Annotated in this window: 24 protein-coding genes and 1 pseudogene; 8 read left to right on the forward strand and 17 right to left on the reverse strand. The window is 60.9% G+C overall.

Annotated elements, in window-relative coordinates:
- The first annotated feature begins 121 nt into the window (after positions 1-121).
- Together glnL and ntrC are read left to right on the forward strand one after the other, a co-directional pair.
- Complete coding sequence (gene glnL / locus K5Q02_RS01365) at positions 122-1,207, forward strand: nitrogen regulation protein NR(II) (protein ID WP_442963951.1); 1,086 nt, start codon at positions 122-124, stop codon at positions 1,205-1,207.
- Entirely contained in the window at positions 1,204-2,640 is a 1,437-nt protein-coding gene (gene ntrC / locus K5Q02_RS01370; RefSeq protein WP_225835646.1) for a nitrogen regulation protein NR(I), read from the forward strand. Before glnL ends, ntrC begins: the two co-directional genes overlap by 4 nt.
- 607 nt (positions 2,641-3,247) lie before the next feature.
- On the opposite strand, the gene K5Q02_RS01375 is transcribed toward ntrC, so the two are convergent.
- Positions 3,248-3,688, reverse strand: a complete 441-nt coding sequence (locus K5Q02_RS01375; RefSeq protein ID WP_225835648.1) for a copper resistance protein CopC — start codon at positions 3,686-3,688, stop codon at positions 3,248-3,250.
- Here K5Q02_RS01375 and trmL point away from each other — a divergent pair.
- On the forward strand, positions 3,687-4,154 hold the full coding sequence (trmL, locus tag K5Q02_RS01380) for a tRNA (uridine(34)/cytosine(34)/5-carboxymethylaminomethyluridine(34)-2'-O)-methyltransferase TrmL (RefSeq protein WP_225835649.1): 468 nt from the start codon (positions 3,687-3,689) through the stop codon (positions 4,152-4,154). The genes K5Q02_RS01375 and trmL overlap by 2 nt on opposite strands.
- Positions 4,155-4,247: 93 nt before the next feature.
- On the opposite strand, the gene secB is transcribed toward trmL, so the two are convergent.
- From secB to K5Q02_RS01395, 3 genes are read right to left on the reverse strand one after another with little or no spacing between them, the layout of a single operon-like run.
- The gene (gene secB / locus K5Q02_RS01385) at positions 4,248-4,715 is read right to left on the reverse strand and encodes a protein-export chaperone SecB (protein WP_225835650.1); all 468 of its coding nucleotides are present in this window, start codon (positions 4,713-4,715) and stop codon (positions 4,248-4,250) included.
- Positions 4,716-4,762: 47 nt separating this feature from the next.
- Complete coding sequence (gene grxC / locus K5Q02_RS01390) at positions 4,763-5,017, reverse strand: glutaredoxin 3 (RefSeq protein WP_225835652.1); 255 nt, start codon at positions 5,015-5,017, stop codon at positions 4,763-4,765.
- Position 5,018: 1 nt separating this feature from the next.
- On the reverse strand, positions 5,019-5,432 hold the full coding sequence (locus K5Q02_RS01395; protein ID WP_225835654.1) for a rhodanese-like domain-containing protein: 414 nt from the start codon (positions 5,430-5,432) through the stop codon (positions 5,019-5,021).
- A 211-nt stretch (positions 5,433-5,643) separates the two neighbouring features.
- Between K5Q02_RS01395 and gpmI the strand changes: the two genes are divergently transcribed.
- From gpmI to K5Q02_RS01410, 3 genes and pseudogenes are all read left to right on the forward strand, one after another.
- On the forward strand, positions 5,644-7,179 hold the full coding sequence (gene gpmI / locus K5Q02_RS01400) for a 2,3-bisphosphoglycerate-independent phosphoglycerate mutase (RefSeq protein WP_225835656.1): 1,536 nt from the start codon (positions 5,644-5,646) through the stop codon (positions 7,177-7,179).
- A 121-nt stretch (positions 7,180-7,300) separates the two neighbouring features.
- A pseudogene (locus K5Q02_RS01405) lies at positions 7,301-8,549 on the forward strand (murein hydrolase activator EnvC family protein).
- Between the two features lie 32 nt (positions 8,550-8,581).
- Positions 8,582-9,895, forward strand: coding sequence for a S41 family peptidase (locus tag K5Q02_RS01410; RefSeq protein WP_225835658.1), 1,314 nt, complete (start codon positions 8,582-8,584; stop codon positions 9,893-9,895).
- 204 nt (positions 9,896-10,099) lie between these two features.
- On the opposite strand, the gene K5Q02_RS01415 is transcribed toward K5Q02_RS01410, so the two are convergent.
- From K5Q02_RS01415 to K5Q02_RS01475, 13 genes are all read right to left on the reverse strand, one after another.
- Positions 10,100-10,852: a substrate-binding periplasmic protein gene (locus K5Q02_RS01415; protein WP_225835660.1), complete on the reverse strand. Its 753-nt coding sequence runs from the start codon at positions 10,850-10,852 to the stop codon at positions 10,100-10,102.
- Positions 10,853-11,039: 187 nt separating this feature from the next.
- Positions 11,040-11,795 (reverse strand): substrate-binding periplasmic protein, encoded by a 756-nt coding sequence (locus K5Q02_RS01420; RefSeq protein ID WP_225835661.1) that lies wholly within the window; start codon positions 11,793-11,795, stop codon positions 11,040-11,042.
- Positions 11,796-12,008: 213 nt separating this feature from the next.
- Entirely contained in the window at positions 12,009-12,779 is a 771-nt protein-coding gene (gene hisF / locus K5Q02_RS01425; RefSeq protein ID WP_131179645.1) for an imidazole glycerol phosphate synthase subunit HisF, read from the reverse strand.
- 22 nt (positions 12,780-12,801) lie between these two features.
- Positions 12,802-13,098 carry a chorismate mutase gene (locus K5Q02_RS01430; protein ID WP_225835663.1) on the reverse strand — a complete coding sequence of 99 codons (297 nt, stop codon included), beginning with the start codon at positions 13,096-13,098 and terminating at the stop codon, positions 12,802-12,804.
- 43 nt (positions 13,099-13,141) lie between these two features.
- On the reverse strand, positions 13,142-13,879 hold the full coding sequence (gene hisA / locus K5Q02_RS01435; protein WP_225835664.1) for a 1-(5-phosphoribosyl)-5-[(5-phosphoribosylamino)methylideneamino]imidazole-4-carboxamide isomerase: 738 nt from the start codon (positions 13,877-13,879) through the stop codon (positions 13,142-13,144).
- 38 nt (positions 13,880-13,917) lie between these two features.
- The gene (locus K5Q02_RS01440; protein ID WP_042555460.1) at positions 13,918-14,172 is read right to left on the reverse strand and encodes a DUF2164 domain-containing protein; all 255 of its coding nucleotides are present in this window, start codon (positions 14,170-14,172) and stop codon (positions 13,918-13,920) included.
- Entirely contained in the window at positions 14,172-14,810 is a 639-nt protein-coding gene (gene hisH / locus K5Q02_RS01445) for an imidazole glycerol phosphate synthase subunit HisH (protein WP_225835665.1), read from the reverse strand. The genes K5Q02_RS01440 and hisH overlap by 1 nt, the downstream gene beginning before the upstream one ends.
- Positions 14,810-15,403, reverse strand: coding sequence for an imidazoleglycerol-phosphate dehydratase HisB (gene hisB / locus K5Q02_RS01450; protein ID WP_042555462.1), 594 nt, complete (start codon positions 15,401-15,403; stop codon positions 14,810-14,812). The genes hisH and hisB overlap by 1 nt, the downstream gene beginning before the upstream one ends.
- Positions 15,404-15,719: 316 nt before the next feature.
- Positions 15,720-17,378 (reverse strand): OFA family MFS transporter, encoded by a 1,659-nt coding sequence (locus tag K5Q02_RS01455; protein ID WP_225835668.1) that lies wholly within the window; start codon positions 17,376-17,378, stop codon positions 15,720-15,722.
- A 250-nt stretch (positions 17,379-17,628) separates the two neighbouring features.
- Positions 17,629-17,988, reverse strand: coding sequence for a hypothetical protein (locus K5Q02_RS01460; RefSeq protein WP_225835670.1), 360 nt, complete (start codon positions 17,986-17,988; stop codon positions 17,629-17,631).
- Positions 17,989-17,991: 3 nt separating this feature from the next.
- The gene (locus tag K5Q02_RS01465; protein ID WP_225835672.1) at positions 17,992-18,432 is read right to left on the reverse strand and encodes a roadblock/LC7 domain-containing protein; all 441 of its coding nucleotides are present in this window, start codon (positions 18,430-18,432) and stop codon (positions 17,992-17,994) included.
- Between the two features lie 2 nt (positions 18,433-18,434).
- Positions 18,435-18,971, reverse strand: a complete 537-nt coding sequence (locus K5Q02_RS01470; protein WP_225835674.1) for a GTP-binding protein — start codon at positions 18,969-18,971, stop codon at positions 18,435-18,437.
- Positions 18,968-19,804, reverse strand: a complete 837-nt coding sequence (locus K5Q02_RS01475) for a hypothetical protein (protein ID WP_225835677.1) — start codon at positions 19,802-19,804, stop codon at positions 18,968-18,970. The genes K5Q02_RS01470 and K5Q02_RS01475 overlap by 4 nt, the downstream gene beginning before the upstream one ends.
- Before the next feature lie 289 nt (positions 19,805-20,093).
- On the opposite strand from K5Q02_RS01475, the gene K5Q02_RS01480 reads away from it, so the two are divergent.
- Together K5Q02_RS01480 and K5Q02_RS01485 are read left to right on the forward strand one after the other, a co-directional pair.
- Entirely contained in the window at positions 20,094-21,380 is a 1,287-nt protein-coding gene (locus K5Q02_RS01480; protein ID WP_225835679.1) for a winged helix-turn-helix domain-containing protein, read from the forward strand.
- Positions 21,381-21,438: 58 nt separating this feature from the next.
- Positions 21,439-22,545: an NAD(P)/FAD-dependent oxidoreductase gene (locus K5Q02_RS01485; protein ID WP_225835681.1), complete on the forward strand. Its 1,107-nt coding sequence runs from the start codon at positions 21,439-21,441 to the stop codon at positions 22,543-22,545.
- Positions 22,546-22,572: the final 27 nt, after the last annotated feature.

The raw sequence follows: 22,572 nt of genomic DNA on the forward strand, positions 1-22,572 counted from the left end.
CTGGCCCACACCCGCAACGAGACACGCCAAGCTGCGCCACGTTGCCAGACAACGGCCATCGCCTTGTCCAGACATCCCCTGTTGGCGGATGCGCTGAGGCCAAGCCCTTGGAGCTTGCCCGATGATAATCAATGAAGCCCTGCATCGCCTGCTGCTCGACAATCTGACCACAGCCACGTTGCTGCTCAATGCCGACCTGCGCCTGGAATACATGAACCCTGCTGCGGAAATGCTTCTGGCCGTCAGCGGTCAACGCAGCCATGGCCAGTTCATCAGCGAGCTGTTCACCGAAACCCGTGAGGCCCTGGGCGCTCTGCGCCAGGCGGTCGCCGAAGCGCACCCATTCAACAAGCGCGAGGCGCTGCTGACCACCCAGACCGGGCAGAGCCTGACCGTCGACTACGCCGTCACGCCAGTGCTCAGCCGCGGCGAAACCATGTTGCTGCTCGAAGTGCATCCGCGTGATCGCCTGCTACGCATCACCAAGGAAGAGGCCCAGCTCTCCAAGCAGGAGACCACCAAACTGCTGGTACGCGGCCTGGCCCACGAGATCAAGAATCCGCTTGGCGGCATTCGCGGCGCGGCCCAGTTGCTGGCCCGCGAGCTGCCGGAAGAAAGCCTCAAGGATTACACCAACGTCATCATCGAAGAGTCGGATCGCCTGCGTAACCTGGTCGATCGCATGCTCGGCTCCAACAAGCTGCCCTCCCTGGCGGTCACCAACGTGCACGAAGTGCTGGAGCGCGTCGCCAGTCTGGTCGAGGCCGAAAGCCAGGGCAGCATCGTGCTGGTGCGCGACTACGACCCGAGCATTCCAGATCTGGTCATCGACCGTGAACAGATGATTCAGGCCGTGCTCAATATCGTGCGCAACGCCATGCAAGCGATCGGCTCCAAGCCGGATCTGCGTCCCGGACGCATCACCCTGCGCACGCGTACCTTGCGGCAATTCACGATTGGCTACATCCGCCATCGCCTGGTGACCAAGATCGAGATCATCGACAACGGCCCTGGCATCGCGACAGAGCTACTGGAAACCATCTTTTATCCCATGGTCAGCGGGCGTGCCGACGGCACTGGCCTGGGCCTGGCGATCACCCAGAACATCATCAGTCAGCATCAAGGCCTGATCGAATGCGAGAGCCATCCTGGCAATACCGTGTTCTCGATCTTTCTGCCGCTGGAACAAGGAGCAACTCCGACATGAGCCGCAGTGAAACCGTATGGATCGTTGACGACGACCGCTCCATCCGCTGGGTACTGGAAAAAGCCCTGCAACAGGAAGGCATGACCACCCAGAGCTTCGACAGCGCCGACGGCGTGCTCGGCCGCCTCAGCCGTCAGCAGCCGGATGTGATCATCTCCGACATTCGCATGCCCGGCTCCAGCGGCCTGGAACTGCTGGCCAGAATCCGTGAGATGCATCCGCGGCTGCCCGTGATCATCATGACAGCCCATTCCGATCTGGACAGCGCCGTCGCCTCCTACCAGGGCGGCGCTTTCGAGTACCTGCCCAAGCCTTTCGACGTCGACGAGGCGGTATCGCTGGTCAAGCGTGCCAACCAGCACGCCCAGGAACAGCAAGGCCTGCATGTGCCGGTAGTACAGGCGCGCACCCCGGAAATCATCGGCGAAGCGCCAGCGATGCAGGAGGTGTTCCGCGCGATAGGCCGACTCTCGCATTCCAATATCACCGTACTGATCAATGGTGAGTCCGGCACCGGCAAGGAGCTGGTCGCCCATGCTTTGCATCGCCACAGTCCGCGTGCCGCGTCGCCATTCATTGCCTTGAACATGGCAGCGATTCCCAAGGACTTGATGGAGTCCGAGCTGTTCGGCCATGAAAAAGGCGCCTTTACCGGCGCAGCCAACCAGCGCCGCGGGCGCTTCGAGCAGGCCGACGGCGGCACCCTGTTTCTCGACGAGATCGGCGACATGCCGGCCGATACCCAGACCCGCCTGCTACGCGTACTGGCCGATGGTGAGTTCTACCGGGTTGGCGGGCACACGCCGGTAAAAGTGGACGTACGCATCATTGCCGCCACCCACCAGAACCTGGAAAGCCTGGTAACCGCCGGCAAGTTTCGTGAAGACCTGTTCCACCGCCTCAACGTCATCCGCATCCATATCCCACGCCTATCGGATCGTCGCGAAGATATCCCAACGCTGGCCCGGCACTTTCTCAGCCGCGCAGCCACCGAACTGGCGGTCGAGCCCAAGCTGCTAAAGAGCGAAACCGAGGATTACCTGCAACAGCTGCCCTGGCCGGGCAACGTGCGACAGCTGGAGAACACCTGCCGCTGGATCACGGTGATGGCTTCGGGGCGCGAAGTGCATGTCGACGACTTGCCGCCGGAGCTGCTCGTCCAGCCTCAGGACAACGCACCGGTCAGCAACTGGGAACAGGCACTGCGCCAGTGGGCTGATCAGGCCCTGGGCCGTGGCCAGTCGAACCTGCTCGACAGTGCCGTACCGGCATTCGAACGAATCATGATCGAGACGGCTCTCAAGCACACCGCAGGGCGGCGTCGCGATGCAGCCATCCTGCTTGGTTGGGGTCGCAATACCCTGACCCGCAAGATCAAGGAACTGGGCATGAACGTCGACAGCTCCGAAGAGGACGACAGCGACGACAATTAAGCCACGGCCGTGACGACAGAGCGCCGCGCCCCGATCAGGGCGCGGCGTTTTTTTATGGTGTGTCGTTCGTTATGACCACGGCGCTATTGAGCCTGCAACACCGCAGCCTGCGGAAACCCAGAGCACCCTCGCCTGGGCGTCGCGGTGCTCAACCACGGGCTAGGTGAGATTTCTGCCACCGCAGGGGCGTTGCCCACGATCACGACACGCCTGTGATCAATAGCGCAGCGGTGATACGGCAGCCGCAGGCTAGCCATGAAAATGCACGCGTTCAGCGCACAGAAAGCGTGCCTGTGCACCCGAGCGGAACATTCAGCCTCATGCACAGCGCGCGGTAAAAGTCCGCCATGTGGGCCAGAGGCCAGTAACTACGGGGCATCTAGAGAAAAACAAAAACTGGCACGCCATCTGCAATGGTACAGATAACCCAGTTTCGGGACCTTGGTACAGGCAGGCCGGGGATTCCCCTCTTTCTTTGGGAGCCTCGGTACAGGCAGGCCGAGAACTCCCTTCTTTCTTCGGGGACTCTGGTACAGGCAGATCAGAGAATCCCCCTTTTCTTCGGGAGCCTTGGTACAGGCAGGCTGAGTGCTCCCTCTTTTCTTGACTACCGCAGCGCCAGACGAATCGTCAGGCGCCAGCGACCATCGACTTCCTCGGCATTCAATTCAGCCCGCAATGGGCGAGCCGCCAGGATACGAACCTCAAGCTCTCGTCCATCACGCATCACGCGCCAATTGGCGGCTCGCCCAGCGACCTGCAACTGGCCCTGCTGCTCACGTCCCAACCCCTCAAAACGCAGCACGAACGCGCCCTGAAAGTCGCTGACCTGCACCTGTGGCTCAACGTTGAACCACAGCACCAGTTGATCAGGTGCGGCATCTACGGCTTTCAGGTGCATCGCGTCGGGATGAAATAGGCGGCCGATCATTAACCCGATCAAAAAGCCGAAGATAGCCAGCGAGCAGATGACCCGAAGCCACGGACGCGGTCTTGACGACTTATCAGGCGTAGAATGCGCACCGTCTTCTGGCTCGGAGCCGTGCATGTTTCATGTAATCCTTTTTCAACCGGAAATCCCGCCCAACACCGGCAACATTATCAGGCTCTGTGCCAACAGTGGCTGTCACCTGCACCTGATCGAGCCGCTCGGCTTCGACCTGGATGACAAGCGCCTGCGCCGCGCTGGGCTGGATTACCACGAATACGCCACGCTGCAGCGCTACGCCAGCCTGGAAGCTTGCCTGGAAAGCCTCGGCCAACCACGGGTATTCGCCTTCACCACCAAGGGCTCGCAGCCTTTCCACGAAGTCGCCTATCAGCCGGGCGACGCTTTCCTGTTCGGCCCAGAAAGCCGCGGCCTGCCCGCGGATATCCGTGACGCCCTGCCAGAAGAGCAGCGTGTGCGCCTGCCGATGCGCGAGGGTTGTCGCAGCCTCAACCTGTCCAATACGGTAGCGGTGGCCGTCTATGAAGCATGGCGGCAGCACGGTTTCAGCATGGGCAACGATTAAAAATAGAGAACCTCAAAGCTTGATACGCAGCTTTGTAGCCTGGCCCCATAAAAAAACGCCCCGAAGGGCGTTTTTTCTGCAGCAGCCGATAACTCAGTTGGCAGCTTCTTGCTGACGCTGCAGCTCTTGAGCATACAGAGCATCGAAGTTCACCGGAGCCAGCATCAGCGCTGGGAACGAACCGCGTACCACAAGGCTGTCCAGGGTTTCGCGCGCGTATGGGAACAGAATGTTCGGGCAGAACGCGCCCAGCGTGTGGCTCATGGAGCCGGCATCCAGCCCCTTGATCAGGAAGATACCCGCCTGCTGCACTTCGGCGATGAACGCGGTTTCTTCACCGTTCTTCACGGTCACCGAGAGGGTCAGCACCACTTCGTGGAAGTCGCCTTCCAGAGCTTTCTGACGGGTGTTGAGATCCATCGCGACGCTCGGGGTCCACTCCTGACGGAAGATCTCAGGGCTCTTCGGCGCTTCGAAAGACAGGTCACGCACGTAAATGCGCTGCAGGGAGAACTGGGGATTCTGCTCGCCTTGGGCGGCACCGGTAACTTGTTCGGTCATGGGCAAAGCCTTCTGCTGTATGGACTTAAAGAAAGGTTCTGGGTCTATCAGGCACGGAGCAGTGCATCGAGCTTGCCTGCCCGTTCCAGGGCATACAGGTCGTCGCAACCACCCACATGGGTCTCACCGATCCATATCTGCGGCACCGAAGTGCGACCGGCCTTGCGAGTCATTTCTGCCCGCAGATCCGGTTTGCCGTCGACGCGGATCTCGTCGAACGCCACGCTTTTGTTGGTCAACAGCTGCTTGGCGCGAATGCAGTACGGGCACCAATCACTGGAGTAGACGACGACCTTGGCCATCTCACTTCACCACAGGCAGGTTGTCGCTGCGCCAGGTAGCGATGCCGCCACCCAGACGCGCCGCAGTGAAGCCGGCCTTTTTCAGTTCGCGTGCGGCGGTGCCAGCTTGCTGGCCCAGGGCATCGACGATGATCAGGGTCTTGGCCTTGTGCTTTTCGAGCTCAGAGATGCGCGAAGTCAGCTTGTCGTTGGGGATGTTCAGGGCGCCAACGATATGGCCGCTGGCGAAGTCCTTCTTGTTGCGGATGTCGATCACCACGCCTTCGTCGCGATTGATCAGCGCGGTGACTTCGCGGCTGCTCAGGCTCTGACCACCCTTTTGCAGCTCAGTGAAGATCAGCAGCGAGAGGATGATCACGAACAGACCGCTGAGGATGAAGTGGGTCGTGGCGAATTCAATCAGGTTGGCAAGCATCACGCGTTTCCGGGGCTGTAAAATGCCGGCCAGTATACACAGGCCCGTAGGTCCACCAAAGGCCGTACGGCGGTGACGGGATCTTTCCTTGGCCGTAGAATGTCTGATCTTTTTTGGTGTATCGCCATCTGGCGAACATCCTCCGGATCGTCGCGGGCGACGTAAAATCGCTTCCGGCAATCTTTTGGTCCTCAAGCAGAGCGAGCCCAGTATGAGCGCAACGCCCAAACCCTTGGTTCTGGTCATTCTCGACGGCTTCGGCCACAGCGACACACCCGAGCACAACGCAATCTTCGCCGCCAACACGCCGGTCTACGACCGCCTGCGTGCCACCCAGCCCCACGGGCTGATTTCCGGCAGCGGTATGGACGTTGGCCTGCCGGACGGGCAGATGGGCAACTCCGAGGTCGGCCACATGAACCTGGGTGCCGGCCGTGTGGTGTATCAGGACTTCACTCGCGTGACCAAAGCGATACGCGATGGCGAGTTCTTCGAGAACCCGGCTATCACCGGCGCGGTGGACAAGGCCGTTGGCGCCGGCAAAGCCGTGCACATCCTTGGCCTGCTGTCGGACGGCGGCGTGCATAGCCATCAGGATCACCTGGTGGCGATGGCAGAACTGGCAGCCCGCCGCGGCGCCGAGAAGATTTACCTGCACGCTTTCCTCGACGGCCGCGACACCGCGCCGAAAAGCGCCCAGGGCTCCATCGAACTGCTCGACGCCACTTTCGCCAAACTCGGCAAGGGTCGCATTGCCTCGTTGATCGGCCGCTACTTCGCCATGGATCGCGACAATCGCTGGGATCGCGTCGCCCAGGCCTACAACCTGATCGCCGCCGGGCAGAGCCAGTTCAGCGCCGACACCGCCGTGGCCGGCCTGGAAGCCGCCTACGCCCGTGGCGAGAGCGACGAGTTCGTCAAGGCCACCAGCATCGGCGACGCGGTCAGCGTCGAAGACGGCGACGCCGTGGTGTTCATGAACTTCCGTGCCGACCGCGCCCGCGAACTGACCCGCGCCTTCGTCGAGCCGGGCTTCGATGCCTTCGAACGCGCCCGCGTGCCGCAGACCGCCGGGTTCATAATGCTCACGCAGTATGCGGCGAGCATCGACACGCCGAGCGCTTACAAGCCGGCCCCGCTGGTCAACGTGCTAGGCGAGTACCTGGCCAACAACGGTAAGACTCAACTGCGCATCGCCGAGACCGAGAAGTACGCCCACGTGACCTTCTTCTTCTCCGGTGGCCGTGAAGAGCCCTTCGCCGGCGAAGAACGCATCCTCATCCCGTCGCCCAACGTTGCTACTTACGATCTGCAGCCACAGATGAATGCTCCCGAAGTCACCGACAAGATCGTCGATGCCATCGAGAACCAGCGTTACGACGTGATCGTGGTCAATTACGCCAACGGTGACATGGTTGGCCACACTGGCGTGTTCGAAGCCGCCGTGGCCGCCGTCGAGTGCCTGGATACTTGCGTCGGGCGCATCGTCGAAGCCCTCGACAAGGTCGGCGGCGAAGCACTTGTCACCGCTGACCACGGCAACGTCGAGCAGATGCAGGACGAGTGCACTGGCCAGGCGCACACCGCCCACACCTGCGAGCCGGTGCCGTTCATCTATGTCGGCAAGCGCGACGTCAGCATCCGCGAAGGCGGTGTGTTGGCCGACGTGGCGCCAACCCTGCTGACGCTGATGGGCATGCCGATTCCAGAGGAAATGACCGGCACCAGCATCGTCACCTTCAACTGACCGACATCGGCCATCGGTCGACAGCGCCGCGCCTTGGGTCGCAATCCGCGATCCGGGGCGTTCTTTTTAACCCGCACCACGGGCATACTAGGCCCGTTCCCCGCCAGGTACCGCCTGCCCCATGTTTCGTGCCCTCATCCTTATCTTCCTGACCAGCCTGCTGGTGCCAGCTTTCGCCGACCAGAAAGCTGACACGCAAAAGCAGCTGGACGCCGCACGCGCCGACGTCGGTGAGTTGAAGAAACTGCTCGAGCAGCTGCAGCAGGAAAAATCCGGCGTGCAGAAGCAGCTCAAGTCCACCGAAACCGAAATGGGCGATCTGGAAAACCAGGTCAAGAGCCTGCGCGATGAGCTGCAGGAGAGCGAAGAGGAACTCAAGCGTCTCGATCAGGAGAAAAAAACTCCAGGACGCGCGTATTGAACAGCAACGACTGATCGGTATTCAGGCTCGAGCCGCCTATCAGGGTGGCCGCCAGGAGTACATCAAGCTGCTGCTCAACCAGCAGAACCCGGAGAAATTCTCCCGCACCCTGACCTACTACGATTACCTGGCTGAAGCCCGCATGGAACAACTGACGGCCTTCAACGAAACGCTGCGCCAGCTAGCCAACGTCGAGAAAGACATCGGCCACCACCAGGCTCAGTTACAGGAACAGAAAACGCAGCTAGATACGCGCAGCAACGAGCTGGCAGCCGTGCGCAAGGAGCGTCAGCTCGCCCTGGCCAAGCTGAACAAGGATTACGCCGCCCGCGGTGAGCGCCTCAAGGCCCGCGAGCAGGAACAGGCCGAGCTCGGCCGGGTACTCAAAACCATCGAGGAAACCCTCGCCCGCCAGGCCCGCGAGGCCGAGCAGGAACGCCAACGCGCGCTCACCGCTGCTCGTGAAAAGCCCGCAGCACCTGCCGCTGCCGCCAAGGCACCCGCAGATGGCCCGCTGGTCAGCTCCGGCGCCAGCTATGGCGGCCCTTTCGCCAATGCCAGGGGCAAGCTGCCGTGGCCGGTGAACGGTCGTCTGGTGGCGAGATATGGAACCCCTCGCGGCGAAGACGCTCGGACTAAGTGGGACGGCGTACTGATCGGCGCCGCCGCCGGTAGTCAGGTACGCGCTGTGCATGGTGGTCGGGTGGTCTTCGCAGATTGGTTGCGCGGATCCGGGCTTCTGGTCATCCTCGACCATGGCAACGGTTACCTGACCCTCTACGGGCATAACCAGAGCCTGCTCAAGGACGCCGGAGATATCGTCAAGGCCGGCGACCCCATCGCCACCGTTGGTACCAGCGGCGGGCAGGATACGCCGGCCCTGTATTTCGCGATTCGCCAGCAGGGCCGCGCCAGCGATCCGGCCCAATGGTGTCGGGCGCAAGGATAAGCGCCATCTCATTGTCGTAGGAGTTAGTTCGAATGCCGCAACTGTCTCGCCTCACCTCCCTGGCCCTGGCGATTGCCCTGCTCGTTGGCGCACCTGTGCTGCATGCCGACCAGGCGCCGATCAGCCCTGCGCCGACCGCCGACGAAAACGTAGCGCCGCTGCCGCTCGACGAGCTGCGCACCTTCGCCGAGGTGATGGATCGCATCAAAGCTGCCTACGTGGAGCCCGTCACCGACAAGGAACTGCTGGAGAATGCCATCAAAGGCATGCTCAGCAACCTCGACCCGCATTCGGCATACCTCGATCCCAAAGCCTTCGCTGAACTGCAGGAAAGCACCAGCGGCGAGTTCGGCGGTTTAGGCATCGAGGTCGGCACCGAAGACGGCTTCATCAAAGTGGTCTCGCCGATCGACGACACCCCAGCCTCCAAAGCCGGCATCCACCCCGGTGACCTGATCATCAAGATCAATGGTCAGCCGACCAAGGGCCTGTCGATGATGGAAGCCGTGGAGAAGATGCGCGGCAAGGCCGGCAGCAAGATTCTCCTGACTCTGGTGCGTGAAGGTGGCAAGCCGTTCGACGTGGAGCTGACCCGCGCGGTGATCAAGGTCACCAGCGTGCGTAGCCAGATGATCGACCCGGGCTATGGTTACATCCGCGTCACTCAGTTCCAGGTCAACACTGGCGAGGAAGTGGGCAAAGCGCTGAACAAACTGCGCAAGGAGAATGGCAAGAAACTCAGCGGCCTGGTACTCGATCTGCGCAACAACCCAGGCGGCGTGCTGCAGTCTGCTGTCGAGGTAGCGGATCACTTCCTCAAGAAGGGCCTGATCGTCTACACCAAAGGCCGTATCGCTAACTCGGAGCTACGCTTCTCCGCCGACCCGCTCGACGCCAGCGAAGGCGTTCCGCTGGTGGTGCTGATCAACGGTGGCAGTGCCTCGGCCTCGGAAATCGTCGCCGGCGCCCTGCAGGATCACAAGCGCGGCGTGGTGATGGGTACCGACAGCTTCGGCAAGGGCTCGGTGCAGACCGTGTTGCCACTGAACAACGACCGCGCGCTGAAGATCACCACAGCGCTGTACTTTACCCCCAACGGCCGCTCCATTCAGGCCCAAGGTATCGTCCCGGACGTCGAAGTAGCACGCGCCAAGCTGACCCGCGAAAGCGACGACCCGAGCCTCAAAGAAGCCGATCTGCAGGGCCACCTGGGCAACGGTAATGGCGGCGCCGACCGGCCAAGCCAGGGCAGTGCCGGCAAGCCGGCTCGCCCGCAAGATGACGACTACCAACTGAGCCAGGCGCTGAACCTGCTCAAGGGCTTGAACGTCACCCGCGCCGACTAAGCCTAAGACGCAACAAAAAGCCCCATTGCAGGCAACTGCAATGGGGCTTTTTGTTGTTGGCCGACGATGGCCGGCCGAAGCGCCAAGCGGCTCAGACGATCGACGTACACAGCGCCTGCCACTGAACGACTGCCTACATACATCGTGTGCTGCAAAAAAGCCCGGCACAGCGCACTGCTGTACCGGGCTTTCTAGACCACAGCCTTACAAGTAGCTGTTGGTCATCTCGTCGATAAAGCCTTCGTTGCGCAGTTCGTCGAGCGCTTTCTGCAAACGCTGCACGACTTCGTCCGGGGTGTCCTTGTTCAGCGCCAGGTATAGCTCGGCTTCGTTGAAACGCAGCACGGTATTCAGGCCGCTGACGCCTTCCTGCTTGGCCAGATAGCGGCCGACCGGGTCGGTGGTGGCCCACAGATCGATCTTGCCACTGGTGAGCTTTTTCACGTTCTCCTGGTCACGCAAGGCGTTGACCGGAGCCAGGCCCTGGCTTTCCAGGTGTTGACTCACGGCATCGTTCTTGTAGGCGCCAATGGTGTACTGACTGGCCTCCTTCAAGCTGTTGACGGTCAGGTTATTGCCAGGCGCGGCAAGCAATACCCAGCCGGTCTTGGCCAGCGGGCCGACCCACTTGAACAGCGGCTGGCGCTCAGGCGTGAAGGTTGTGGAGAACAAGCCGTAGTTGGGTTTGTCGAGGGTCAGCTTGTAGAGGCGATCCCAGGGGAAGCGCAAGGTCAGGGTGTACTCAATGCCGGCACGTTTGAACATCGCACGAACGATTTCGGCGCTGATGCCGTCAATGCCATCGTCACGGGCAAAGTTCTTGTCGTCGACCGCCATGTTGAACGGCGGGAAATTCTCGGTCAGCAACACCATCTTGTAGTCAGGTGGCAGCTCGGCCCTGGCGGCAAATGCCGCGAACGTGAGCAATAGCACAAGCGCTTTCAAAGTGTTCAACATCAGTCGTCCCCGCCGCGTGGTTATGATTATGATTGGCGGCTTCCTGCCGAATCCCCGCACCACCACCTTCCATGGCAATGACTACCGCGTGCCAAAGGCACGCTGCATGCAGCATGAACGCCAGATCTTGACCACGCGAGCGCCCCCTCTGTAGCGCTCGCGATGTGCAGCTAAATGACCTTCATGCCTAAAGATAACTGTTGAGGATTTTGTCGACGTAACCCTCAGCGCGCATCTTGTCCAATTCCGACTGCAGCTTCTGTACCACCTCGTGCGGCACTTCCTTGTTAAGGGCCAGATAGAGTTGCGCACTGTTGAAACGCAGCACGGTTTTCAGGCCGCTGATACCTTCCTGGCGCGCCAGATAACGACCAGCAGGATCACCGGTAGCCCACAGGTCGATCTGACCATTCTCGAGCTTTTTGGCATTTTCCTGATCGCGCAACGAAGTGACCGGCTGCAGCCCCTCTTTCTCGAGGTGCTCGGCGATGGCATCACCCTTGTAGGCGCCAATACGGTATTGCTTGGCCTGCTGCAGGTTGTTGACCACCAGCGTGCTGTCGCTGCGCGCCAACATTATCCAGTCGTCCGGGCCGATGGGGCCAACCCATTTGAACAAGTCCTCGCGCTCAGGCAAGCGCGCGGTCACGAACACGCCGTAGCCGGGTTTTTCCAGTGCAAGTTTATAGATGCGATCCCAGGGAAACCGCAGGGTGAGGGTGTAGGACACGCCAGCACGTTTGAACATCTCGCGCACCACATCGGCGGCGATACCGTCGATATTGTCTTCCTGCGCAAAGTTCTTGCCATTGATCGCCATGTTGTACGGCGGGAAGTTTTCCGTCAGCAACACCACGTTGTAGTTCGGGTCGATTTCGGCGCGTGCTGCCGATGTCATCAAAAGCAGGGCACCCGCCGCTGCCAACCACAGACGTTTCCACATGTACTCGACTACCTGTCAATTCAAAGCGTTGACGGGCGGCCAGAAAGGTCACGCCCGGAGCGACCAGACGATTCAATCGGAAATACCGGGCTAGACGCCCTGGCTCGACCAATCCCTGTCACACGGGTGCTAGCTTAGCGCCATTAGCGGGCATCCAAAAGCGCAAATGCACCAAACTGGACGCATGACACATCCAGCTGGCGCATGAGGCGCTCAACGCATCACGATACCGCGGCTGGCCATGTAGGCCTTGGCTTCGGGCACGGTGTATTCACCGAAGTGGAAGATGCTCGCTGCCAATACCGCAGCAGCCTTGCCTTCGATGATGCCATCGGCCAGGTGCTGCAGGTTACCGACGCCGCCGGAAGCGATCACCGGAATGCCCACGGCTTCGCTGATGGCACGGGTCACGCCCAGGTCGTAACCACTCTTCACGCCGTCCTGATCCATGCTGGTCAGGAGGATCTCGCCAGCGCCCAGGCCTTCCATCTTCTGTGCCCAGGCCACCGCATCGAGGCCAGTGGGCTTGCGACCACCGTGGGTGAAGATTTCCCAGCGTGGCGTTTCGCCCGGGCCGGAGACCTTCTTGGCATCGATGGCGACAACGATGCACTGCGAGCCAAAGCGCGAGGCAGCCTCGCCAACGAACTCGGGCGTGAATACCGCGGCGGTGTTGATCGAGACCTTGTCGGCACCGGCATTGAGCAGGTTACGAATGTCCATCACGGTACGCACGCCGCCGCCCACGGTCAGCGGGATGAACACCTGGCTGGCCATGCGCTCGACGGTGTGCAGCGTGGTGTCACGGCCATCGACGCTGGCGGTGATATCGAGAAAGGTAATCTCGTCGGCACCCTGCTCGTCATAACGACGGGCGATCTCCACCGGGTCGCCGGCATCGCGAATATTCTCGAACTTGACGCCCTTGACCACACGGCCGTTGTCCACGTCGAGGCAGGGGATGATGCGTTTGGCCAATGCCATGGTGTTTCTCCGGAATACGACGTCAGGCGGATGGATTCAAGCCGGCGTGCTCGGTCAATTCGGTCTCGATGAAAGCAGCGATCATGGCCCGGTAGACGTGCTCGATAACCTCGGGAGAGGCCCCCGAGTCACGCGCCAGCTCTCTGACCTTGGCCACCACCTCTTCGACCCGCTGCGGCGCACGCACGGCATCGCTGTCAGCTTTGAACTGAGCGGCCTGACGAACATAGCCACCGCGCTCAGCCAGCAACTGGACGATCTGCCGATCAAGGGCATCGATCTGCGTACGCACTTCATCGATTGAATGGCATTCGATCATTGCAAGTTCCTTGTACCGAGCCAGGCTGTCGCCTGAGGTAACGTCAAGCCTTGAAGGAGTCGCAGAAGGCCTGAGCCTCGGCGACATCCAGGGTGCCTTCGTAGATAGCGCGGCCGGTGATGGCGCCGATGATGCCTGGCGAACGGGCCAGCAGCAGCTTCTCGATATCACCCAGGTTGTGGATGCCGCCCGAGGCGATCACCGGAATACGGCTGGCGGCAGCCAGGGCCGCGGTGGCCTCGACGTTGCAGCCTTGCATCATGCCGTCCTTGGCGATGTCGGTGTAGACGATCGCCGAGACGCCATCGGCCTCGAAGCGACGAGCCAGATCGGTAGCCTGTACGGTGCTGACTTCAGCCCAGCCGTCGGTGGCGACGAAACCGTCCTTGGCGTCCAGGCCAACGATGACCTTGCCCGGGAAGGCCTTGCACGCATCGGTCACGAACTGCGGATCTTTTACCGCCTTGGTGCCGATGATCACGTAGCTGACGCCGGCCTTGACGTAATGCTCGATGGTTTCCAGCGAGCGGATACCACCGCCGATCTGGATCGGCAGGTTGGGGTAGCGCTTGGCGATGGCAGTGACCACGTCGCCGTTGACCGGCTTGCCTTCGAACGCGCCGTTGAGGTCGACCAGATGCAGACGGCGGCAACCGCCCTCGACCCACTTGGCAGCCATGCTCACCGGATCATCGGAGAACACCGTGGAGTCTTCCATACGGCCCTGACGCAGACGCACACAGGCGCCGTCCTTGAGGTCGATAGCGGGGATAATCAGCATCTGCACACCTTGTTCAGTTCAATCAGCGTTGGCTGGAATCAATCTTTCTCGAGCGCCCACAGGTCGACTTCGAGACTTTCGAAGCGCTCGCGCAGCAGGCCGTGCGCGTCGTTGACCGCCCGGTTGTAGTAATGCGGCGCCACTTCGCGGCCAAACAGTTCGAGCAGCTCCAGCACCTCGAAGGAACCCAGCTCCAGCTCGTAGCGGTCAGCCAGGAAGCGCTGCAACTTGTGCACCGCATCGCTTTCCTGCTCGGGCGTGAGCGTGAGGATCGGGCTCTTGAGCCTGGCCATTACCAGCGACCATCCCAGGCGGCGAAGTTCTGCAGCAGTTGCAGGCCGTGGGTGTGGCTCTTCTCGGGGTGGAACTGCACGGCGAAGCGCGAACCATCGGCCAGGGCAGCAGCGAAATCCTTGCCGTAATGCCCACGGCCAACGACCTGCTGCGCCTTGCCGGCTTCGATGTAATAGCTGTGCACGAAGTAGAAGCGCGCCAGATCCGGAATGCTGTGCCACAGCGGGTGATTGACCGCCTGGCTCACTTCGTTCCAGCCCATATGCGGAACCTTGAGCGGCTCGCCGTCTTCAACCATGTTCTTGCCGAAGAAACGCACCTGACCGGGGAACAGGCCGATGCAGTCGACGCCATCGTTCTCTTCGCTGCGCTCGAGCAACGCCTGCATGCCTACGCAGATGCCCAGGAACGGGCGATCCTGGCTGACTTCACGCACCAGCTCATCGAAGCCCAGGCGGCGGATCTCGGCCATGCAGTCGCGGATCGCACCAACACCGGGGAACACCACGCGGTCAGCTTCACGAATCACTTGCGCGTCGCTGGTCACCAATACCCGGCCAGCACCGACGTGCTCCAGGGCCTTGGCCACCGAGTGCAGGTTGCCCATGCCATAGTCGATGACTGCAACCGTCTGCATCAGAGCACGCCCTTGGTCGATGGCATTTGCCCGGCCATGCGCGGGTCAAGTTCCACGGCCATGCGCAGCGCGCGCCCGAAGGCCTTGAACACGGTTTCGATCTGGTGGTGGGTATTCACGCCACGCAGGTTGTCGATGTGCAGGCTGACCTGGGCATGGTTGACGAAGCCCTGGAAGAATTCCTGGAACAGGTCGACATCGAAGCCACCGACCACGGCACGGGTGAACGGCACGTGCATCTGCAGGCCCGGGCGACCGGAAAAATCGATGACCACGCGCGACAGCGCTTCATCCAGCGGCACGTAGGAATGCCCGTAACGGGTCATGCCCTTCTTGTCGCCGACGGCTTTGGCGAAGGCCTGGCCGAGGGTGATACCGACGTCTTCGACGGTGTGGTGATCGTCGATCTCAAGGTCACCCTTGCAGAAGATGTCGAGGTCGATCAAGCCATGGCGGGCGATCTGGTCAAGCATGTGCTCGAAAAACGGCACACCGGTATCGAACTTGGACTTACCGGTACCATCCAGATTGATCGAGACCTTGATCTGGGTCTCCAGGGTATTGCGCTCGACGGATGCCGTACGTTCGGCCATCACCTGCTCCACAAAATCGTTGGGCGAAAGGGCCGCCATTATAGGCTGATAAGCAGCGAACCTATAAAGCCACACGGCAAAAATGGACGAAAAACGCTCGAGGCCCGGCGGCCAAAAAGCACCAGACATAAAAAATCCCGCTGGCGCACGGGGCGCCAGCGGGATTTCTGTAAACAGCTCACGATCTCGCGAGCTAGAGCCCTGCAAGGCCTAGGCGGCCCCACGAAAACAGGCGAGGAAGCGGAATTTACGAGCTGTAAATGAGCATTCCGAGCCTGTTTTCAACGCCGCAGGGCCGACGCGCAGCAGATCGTGCTTATTGGAACAGAACGACGGTCTTCTGCAGGGTTACCCACACACCCCACGCCAGCGGCAGACCTACGGCCAGCCAGGCAGCGATCACCAGCGGCTTGCTCGACGGATCGGCAGCCCACTCCAGCTCTGCGGCACTCGGCGCGGACTTCTCGCCATGGGCACGCTCAGCAGCCAGCTCTTCTTCGGTCATGAAGTACTTGGCATCCACCGGGCGAACCAGCAGGTTGCAGACGAAGCCCACAACCAGCAGGCCGGCGAGAATGTACAGGGTGATGTCATAGGCAGCAGCGCGCTCGACGCCGATGCTCAGTTGATACTCACGCAGGTAGTTCACCAGTACTGGACCCAGCACGCCAGCGAAGGCCCAAGCGGTCAGCAGACGACCGTGGATGGCGCCAACCATCTGAGTACCGAACAGATCCGCCAGGTAGGCCGGAACGGTTGCAAAACCACCGCCGTACATGGACAGGATCAGGCAGAAGGCGAACACGAACAGCGCGATGCTGCCCAGGTGACCGGTCCACGGAACCAGCGCGTACAGGGTGAAACCCAGCGCGAAGAACACGAAGTAGGTCGCTTTACGGCCAATCAGGTCGGAGAACGATGCCCAGAAGAAACGGCCACCGATGTTGAACAGGCTCAGCAGGCCAGTGAAGCCGGCAGCGATTGCCGCGATCTGCATCAGCTGCTCTTTGCTCAGCTCACTGAAAGGCACGTTCACGCCGATCAGCTTGCCGCCGAAGACTTCCTGCAGCATGGGCGAAGCCATGCCGATGATGCCGATACCAGCGGATACGTTCAGGCACAGAACAGCCCAGACCAGCCAGAATTGCGGGGTTTTCCACGCGGTGTTCACGTGTACGTGGCCCTTGGTGATCATGGCGTTGTTGGCCTTGGCTGCCGGAGCAACCCAGCCAGCCGGCTTCCAGCCAGTCGGCGGAACGCGGTAGGACAGAGCACCACCAACCATGAAGACGAAGTAGATCACCGCCATCACCACGAAGCTCTGCCATACACCGACGTCAGTTTCGCTGGAGAAGTGGCCCATCAGCGCTGCAGCCAGAGGTGCACCGACCATCGCACCGCCACCGAAGCCCATGATGGCCATACCGGTCGCCATGCCGCGCTTGTCCGGGAACCACTTGATCAGGGTCGATACCGGGGAGATGTAGCCCAGGCCCAGACCGATACCACCGATCACGCCGGAACCCACCCACATCAACCAGATCTGGTGCGTATAGATGCCGAACGCGGAGATCAGCAGACCGCCACACCAGCATACTGCCGAAACCAGGCCAGCCTTACGCGGGCCAGCGTGTTCCAGCCAGCCGCCCCACACGGCAGCCGCACAACCCAGGAAAACGAAGAACAGGGTGTAGATCCAACCGAGCATGGAGATCTGCCAATCGCAGTTGCTGGCGAAGATCTGCTCGAAGAAACCGATATCCGGCGCACAGGCGACGGCAGTATCGATACCGATGGCTTTCGACAGCGGCAGCCAGAATACGGAAAAACCGTAGGCCATGCCGATGCACAGGTGGATGGCGAGGGCAGCTGGCGGAACCAGCCAGCGGTTGAAACCGGGCTTAGCGATGATGCGCGCCTTGGAAAGGAACGCAGGGGTCGCTGAAGCACCGTTTTGCACGATGGCATCAGTCATTTTTTTCTTCTCTGATTTAGGTTGGCAAACAGACGATTACTTGTGAGGCCCGGAATAGAGGCCTCACTACACAGCAAATATATTTCAGCGAGTCATTCGCAGCTAGCAGATTGCTAGAGTTCCCGCGGCATTGTGTCACATAGCCATAGCGCTTGTGCAGCCACCAAAACAGCACTTTTCCACGTCTGAGACGCCTTTCTCAGGCTTCCCGACAGTCGACAGCTCCCTAGAGCTGTCGACTGATCGGAAATCAGATGGCGATCTGACCTTCGACGGCCTGAAGCTTGCGACGCGCCAGTGCCAGATTCGCCTTGGAACGATCCAATACGTAGTACATGAACAGCTCCTGAGTGCTGGCCAGCGGGCGGATCAGGTGGTACTGGGTACCCAGGGTGATCAGGATGTCCTCGATGTTTTCATTGAGGCCCAACATCTTCATGGTCTTCAGCTTGGCGCGTACCACTTCGGTGTTGCCACCGGCGGCGATATCCAGGTCGATTCCCTGCCCGACCGAGCCCAGCAGCATGCCGCTGGAGTAGTCCACAACGGCAGCAGCGAGTGCGCCATCGATTTCGAGCAACTGGTTGAGATTTTCAGTAATGCTGGCCACAGGTTATTCCTTGATGCTGGTGAGTGAAGCTGCGACGCCAACTTCGATGGACGCCTGCAGTGAAGTGGCCATGGCTCTGGCCGCGTTCTTGATTGCCCAGAGGGCGTGTCCGTATGTCACGTCCTTGCTCATGACCATGAGCAGAACCAGGTTGCGCTTGGGCGTGTGCACCTGCCGACAGAGCACTAGGCCCGAATCGCACTCCAGTACCGTGCCCTCCAGGCCGCCCAGAGCGAACTCCTTGGCGATCGATTTGCTCAGGCCATCCAGCGCTGCCGCCATGGCAGTCGCCTTGCGCCCCAACTGCGGCTCGGCGCCGAGTAGCGCGATGGGGAAACCATCGGCAGAAGACACCGCCGCCATCACCAGGTGCTCCGTGCCTTCCTTCAGTTCCTGAAGATGCTGCAGGCAGAGGCTGCGCAGCGTGGGCGTATCCTGAGACATGGTCAGAGGTTCTCCATCAGTTGATTGACTTCGGCATTGGCGATCAGTGACTCGATGAGCAGCAGCACATTGCTGCGCTCACGTACGTCGGTGAGAAACAGCGGCAGTGCCAGGCCGCGCTGGAGCAATAACTGCTGGTAAGGGCCTAGCACTTCGGCCGCGGACAGACGCGTGTGGCCGATACCGATGACCAGCGCGCCGCGCTCGGCCAGCTCGGTGAAGGCATCCAGGTAGATGGCCAGTTGGCCGCAGGCATTCTCGTCACCGTGATCGAGCAGCAACACCGCGCCCATCGCACCTTCGGCCAGGATCGTCCACATGAAATCGAAGCGCGCCTGCCCGGGAATGCCGTACAGGGCGACGGTTTCGCCATCGCTCAGGTGAATTTCGCCGTAGTCCATGGCCACGGTAGTGGTCGCCTTGGCATTGACCTCCAGGTCATTGTTCTCGGCCTCGGTGGAAACCGTGACGATATCGCTGACAGCGTTGATAGCAGTCGTCTTACCCGAGCCCATGGGGCCGATAAAAAGGATCTTCATGCCTGCCTCGATTTCCCGTAGCCCAACCCGAGACGCAGGCGCAGGCGTTGCAATAATGTTTTTTCAGCGGGAGCGGCTACGGGAACAGCCTGCCGCTCAACCTGGGCTTCGAGGCCAATGCCGCAACATTTGCAGGCGAACAGAAAAGCCTGCACCTGCTCTCTGCTTGCGCCCGAGAACGCCACGCCGCGCTCGATGCTCGCGAACTGCCTGGTATACAGAGCCGCCAGGCGCAACAAGGGCGGCGAACTCTGCCATTCGCTCAACAGTGGCCAGGCACCCAGTCGGAAGGTCGCATCGGTAGCGCGCAAATCGCCGCCAACCCGCTCACCACGCACCAGCGCCAATGACCAGAGCAGGCTCTTGAAGGAAAATCGCTGTGGAAATTGCGAGAGCTCGCCAAGCGGAACAAGCACCTCTGGCTTTAGGTCGGCGCCAGCCGCAGCCAGGCACTGCAGGGCCGCATCGAAGTCAGCGTGCCGAGTCAACACCAAGTCATCCCTGGGCACGATGATCAGAGTGTCGCTAATGCGGTAGAGACTCTCGGCGGACAAACCTGCCAATTGCTCGCAGAGCTCGACGACAGCTGCCTCGCCCAACTGCGGCTGTTTTTCGTATTCGACCAGCAATTCAAGAAGGCCGAAGAGCCGCAACGGCCACTCGATGGAGCGCGCGGGTTCCAGCTGGGCGCCAACGCGCTGATGCACCTGTGCACGCTCGTCATGCTCATCACGGCTGCGCACGATCAGCAACTCCGCTTGATCGCTTTCGCCCACGTAGACCCAAGGCTGCGCCGTACGCCCCTTGAGCATTTTGAGTTGTTGAGTAAGCAATCCCTGCTCGTGAGATGTCAGCCCTTTACAGGCAATTCGCAGTGCAGCAGGCATGGAGATTTTTCTGAGAAGGTGGTGAAGGCCGATGACCCGCGCTAAACCCAATGACGTAGCGAACAGAAAGACAGCCCAAAAGGAGGATGCTAAATGGCCATCACACAACAACCTTGATCAAAACATGACGATGGCAATTTGGAACCAAGTTCTCTGCTCGCCAATCAATAGTGCGCTAAATATTACCCACCACTGCGGAGCGCCCCCCAGCCGCCTGACAACTTGAGCCGTATCGATGTCTATTGCCCCAACACGCACGCCTGAGAAAACCGGACTGACGGTCGCCATGAATGGCGATGTCTGCCTACATGGCACGCCATTGCAACTGCCACCCAAGGAATGCGGCGTACTGCGCCTGCTGCTGCGCAATTGGCCGGCACAGGTTTCCAAGCAGGACTTCGACCTGCATCTCTGGCGTGGCGGCATGACCGACGAGGGGTTGGCCAGAGCGGTGGCTAACCTGCGGCGCCTGCTGACCCCGATAGCGGGGCTGGGCATACGCTCCGTCTACGGCCGCGGCTATCAACTGATCATTGAGGCGCAGCCTTCGAGCGCCAAGCAGCAGACAGGCACCAACGTCGCCCTGCTGGAAACCCTCGATTACGCCCGCCAGCGCATGCAGCTCGGCAGCGAGGCTTCGCTGGCCAAGGCCGACGGGCTGATCCGTGAAGTGATGCTAAACGCCCCAAGCCTGCAGGAAGCCAAGGTCGCCCATGCTCAGTGCCTGGCGGACATGGTCGCGGGTGGCCGCGATCTGTCGCCGGAGGAACTGGATCGGGCTATCGAATTGCTTGACGAAGTCGGCCGCGAGTCGCCCGATCTGACAGGTATCGATACCCTGAAAGCGCACCTGCTCGACTGTGCCTGGCGATTCGACGAGGCACGCCCCCTGCACCTGCTAGCCGTAGAGAACAGTCCCGAGAATGCAAAAGGCCACTTTCACCACGGCTGGCACCTGATCGCCTGCGGTGAAATAGAACCTGCCATGCAAGTGCTCGAACGTGCTCAGGCGCTGGCACCGTACTCCCTGCAGATCACCCTGTTGCTAGCCCATGCCAGCTTGATTGCCAACGATCAGCCGCAGTTCAGCCAATGGGTGGACAAAGCCCATCGCGATCATCCGGAAAACCCCAAGGCCGCCATCTGGCGCCTGAGCCGCGATGCCATTCAGTCACCGCATGCGGGTCTGGTGGAGCAAGTACGCAAGATCACGCCAGACGAACAAACCTGGACGTTCACCACCGCCTCCCTGTCCTTTGTGCTGGCAAGCTGTGGTGCCGATGACGAAGCGCGCCAGTTGATCGAACGCCATGCAACAGTGGACAGCAGCCTGCAGGCATTGCTGGCCTCAACTTACCTGTTGCTCAATGAGCCTGAAGAAGCCATGTTCGTGGTACAGCAAGCGGCCCATGCGAACTGCGGCTTTCTACCGCTCCTTCTGCGCACACCCACCCTTTCGGGCCTGCATCGCATGGCCGAATACCCGGCATTGCAACAACGTGTTTTCGCCAGGCTGCCGTGACGCTTCAACTTCACGGCAGCTCGCTACGCTCAGCACCTCATCCGACCGGACGGTAGCCATGGACAGCATCGACACTCTGATAATCGGCGCCGGCGTGCTTGGTCTCGCCTGCGCCGCGCGCCTGGCAGAGCCGGGACGCAGCATGCTGATCATCGAACAGGAAGCGCTGGTAGGTAGCCACACCTCCAGCCGCAATTCGGAAGTCATCCACGCCGGTATCTACTACCCGCCGGGCTCACTGAAAGCCGAACTGTGCCTGGAAGGCCGCGAGCGCCTGTATGCCTGGTGCAAGCAATGGCAGGTGCCCTACCGACGTCTGGGCAAACTACTGGTGGCAGTGAGCGATCAGGAGCGCGGCAAGCTCGATGCCCTGGCCAACAATGCCCTGGCCAGTGGCGTGGACGAGCTGCAGGACATCGACAGTGCTCGCCTCAGCGTCCTGGAGCCCGCAGTGCGGGCCGTTGCCGCCCTGCTCTCACCCAATACCGGCATCATCGACAGCCACGCCTATCTGCAATCGCTACTCGCCTGCGCCGAACGCCAAGGTGCCGAACTGGTATTGCAGACCCGCGTCGACAGCCTCACCCATGACGGTGATGGCTGGATCGCCAGCGGCACCAGCGCTGGCGAGCCGTTCAGCCTGAAAGCCCAGCGCGTGATCAATGCTGCCGGCCTGTTCGCCCAGCAATTAGCGTTGTGCACTCAAGGCTTGGCGCCACAACAAATTCCGCCGCTGCACATGTGTCAGGGCAACTACTTCAACTACAACGGCAAATCGCCGTTCAGCCATTTGGTCTACCCAATGCCGGAGGCCAACACCAGCGGTCTTGGCGTGCACGCTACCCTGGATCTGGCAGGCCAACTGCGCTTCGGCCCCGATACGCGCTATATAAGCAGCATCGATTACCGCGTCGACGAAACCTTGCGCGACGCCTTCGCCAGCGCTATCAGCCGCTACTTTCCGATGCTAGACAGCACGCGCCTGGTGCCCGGCTACGCCGGAATACGACCAAAACTGAGCGGGCCTGGCACTACGGCGGAAGATTTCATGCTGCAAATGCCGGCAGATCATGGTCTACCAGGGCTGGTGAATCTGTTTGGTATCGAATCGCCTGGTCTGACTGCCAGCCTGGCCATCGCCGAACGCATCGCCCACAGGCTTTAGCCCTAGCCAGGCCGTCGCGCGTTATAC

The organism is Pseudomonas sp. MM211 (assembly GCF_020386635.1).
Lineage (GTDB): Bacteria > Pseudomonadota > Gammaproteobacteria > Pseudomonadales > Pseudomonadaceae > Aquipseudomonas.

Coding starts and splice junctions, on each gene's coding strand:
- glnL (WP_442963951.1), top strand. CDS start 122: ATGATAATCAATGAAGCCCTGCATCGCCTGCTGCTCGACAATCTGACC.
- ntrC (WP_225835646.1), top strand. CDS start 1,204: ATGAGCCGCAGTGAAACCGTATGGATCGTTGACGACGACCGCTCCATC.
- trmL (WP_225835649.1), top strand. CDS start 3,687: ATGTTTCATGTAATCCTTTTTCAACCGGAAATCCCGCCCAACACCGGC.
- K5Q02_RS01375 (WP_225835648.1), bottom strand. CDS start 3,688: ATGCACGGCTCCGAGCCAGAAGACGGTGCGCATTCTACGCCTGATAAG.
- secB (WP_225835650.1), bottom strand. CDS start 4,715: ATGACCGAACAAGTTACCGGTGCCGCCCAAGGCGAGCAGAATCCCCAG.
- grxC (WP_225835652.1), bottom strand. CDS start 5,017: ATGGCCAAGGTCGTCGTCTACTCCAGTGATTGGTGCCCGTACTGCATT.
- K5Q02_RS01395 (WP_225835654.1), bottom strand. CDS start 5,432: ATGCTTGCCAACCTGATTGAATTCGCCACGACCCACTTCATCCTCAGC.
- gpmI (WP_225835656.1), top strand. CDS start 5,644: ATGAGCGCAACGCCCAAACCCTTGGTTCTGGTCATTCTCGACGGCTTC.
- K5Q02_RS01410 (WP_225835658.1), top strand. CDS start 8,582: ATGCCGCAACTGTCTCGCCTCACCTCCCTGGCCCTGGCGATTGCCCTG.
- K5Q02_RS01415 (WP_225835660.1), bottom strand. CDS start 10,852: ATGTTGAACACTTTGAAAGCGCTTGTGCTATTGCTCACGTTCGCGGCA.
- K5Q02_RS01420 (WP_225835661.1), bottom strand. CDS start 11,795: ATGTGGAAACGTCTGTGGTTGGCAGCGGCGGGTGCCCTGCTTTTGATG.
- hisF (WP_131179645.1), bottom strand. CDS start 12,779: ATGGCATTGGCCAAACGCATCATCCCCTGCCTCGACGTGGACAACGGC.
- K5Q02_RS01430 (WP_225835663.1), bottom strand. CDS start 13,098: ATGATCGAATGCCATTCAATCGATGAAGTGCGTACGCAGATCGATGCC.
- hisA (WP_225835664.1), bottom strand. CDS start 13,879: ATGCTGATTATCCCCGCTATCGACCTCAAGGACGGCGCCTGTGTGCGT.
- K5Q02_RS01440 (WP_042555460.1), bottom strand. CDS start 14,172: ATGGCCAGGCTCAAGAGCCCGATCCTCACGCTCACGCCCGAGCAGGAA.
- hisH (WP_225835665.1), bottom strand. CDS start 14,810: ATGCAGACGGTTGCAGTCATCGACTATGGCATGGGCAACCTGCACTCG.
- hisB (WP_042555462.1), bottom strand. CDS start 15,403: ATGGCCGAACGTACGGCATCCGTCGAGCGCAATACCCTGGAGACCCAG.
- K5Q02_RS01455 (WP_225835668.1), bottom strand. CDS start 17,378: ATGACTGATGCCATCGTGCAAAACGGTGCTTCAGCGACCCCTGCGTTC.
- K5Q02_RS01465 (WP_225835672.1), bottom strand. CDS start 18,432: ATGTCTCAGGATACGCCCACGCTGCGCAGCCTCTGCCTGCAGCATCTT.
- K5Q02_RS01470 (WP_225835674.1), bottom strand. CDS start 18,971: ATGAAGATCCTTTTTATCGGCCCCATGGGCTCGGGTAAGACGACTGCT.
- K5Q02_RS01480 (WP_225835679.1), top strand. CDS start 20,094: ATGTCTATTGCCCCAACACGCACGCCTGAGAAAACCGGACTGACGGTC.
- K5Q02_RS01485 (WP_225835681.1), top strand. CDS start 21,439: ATGGACAGCATCGACACTCTGATAATCGGCGCCGGCGTGCTTGGTCTC.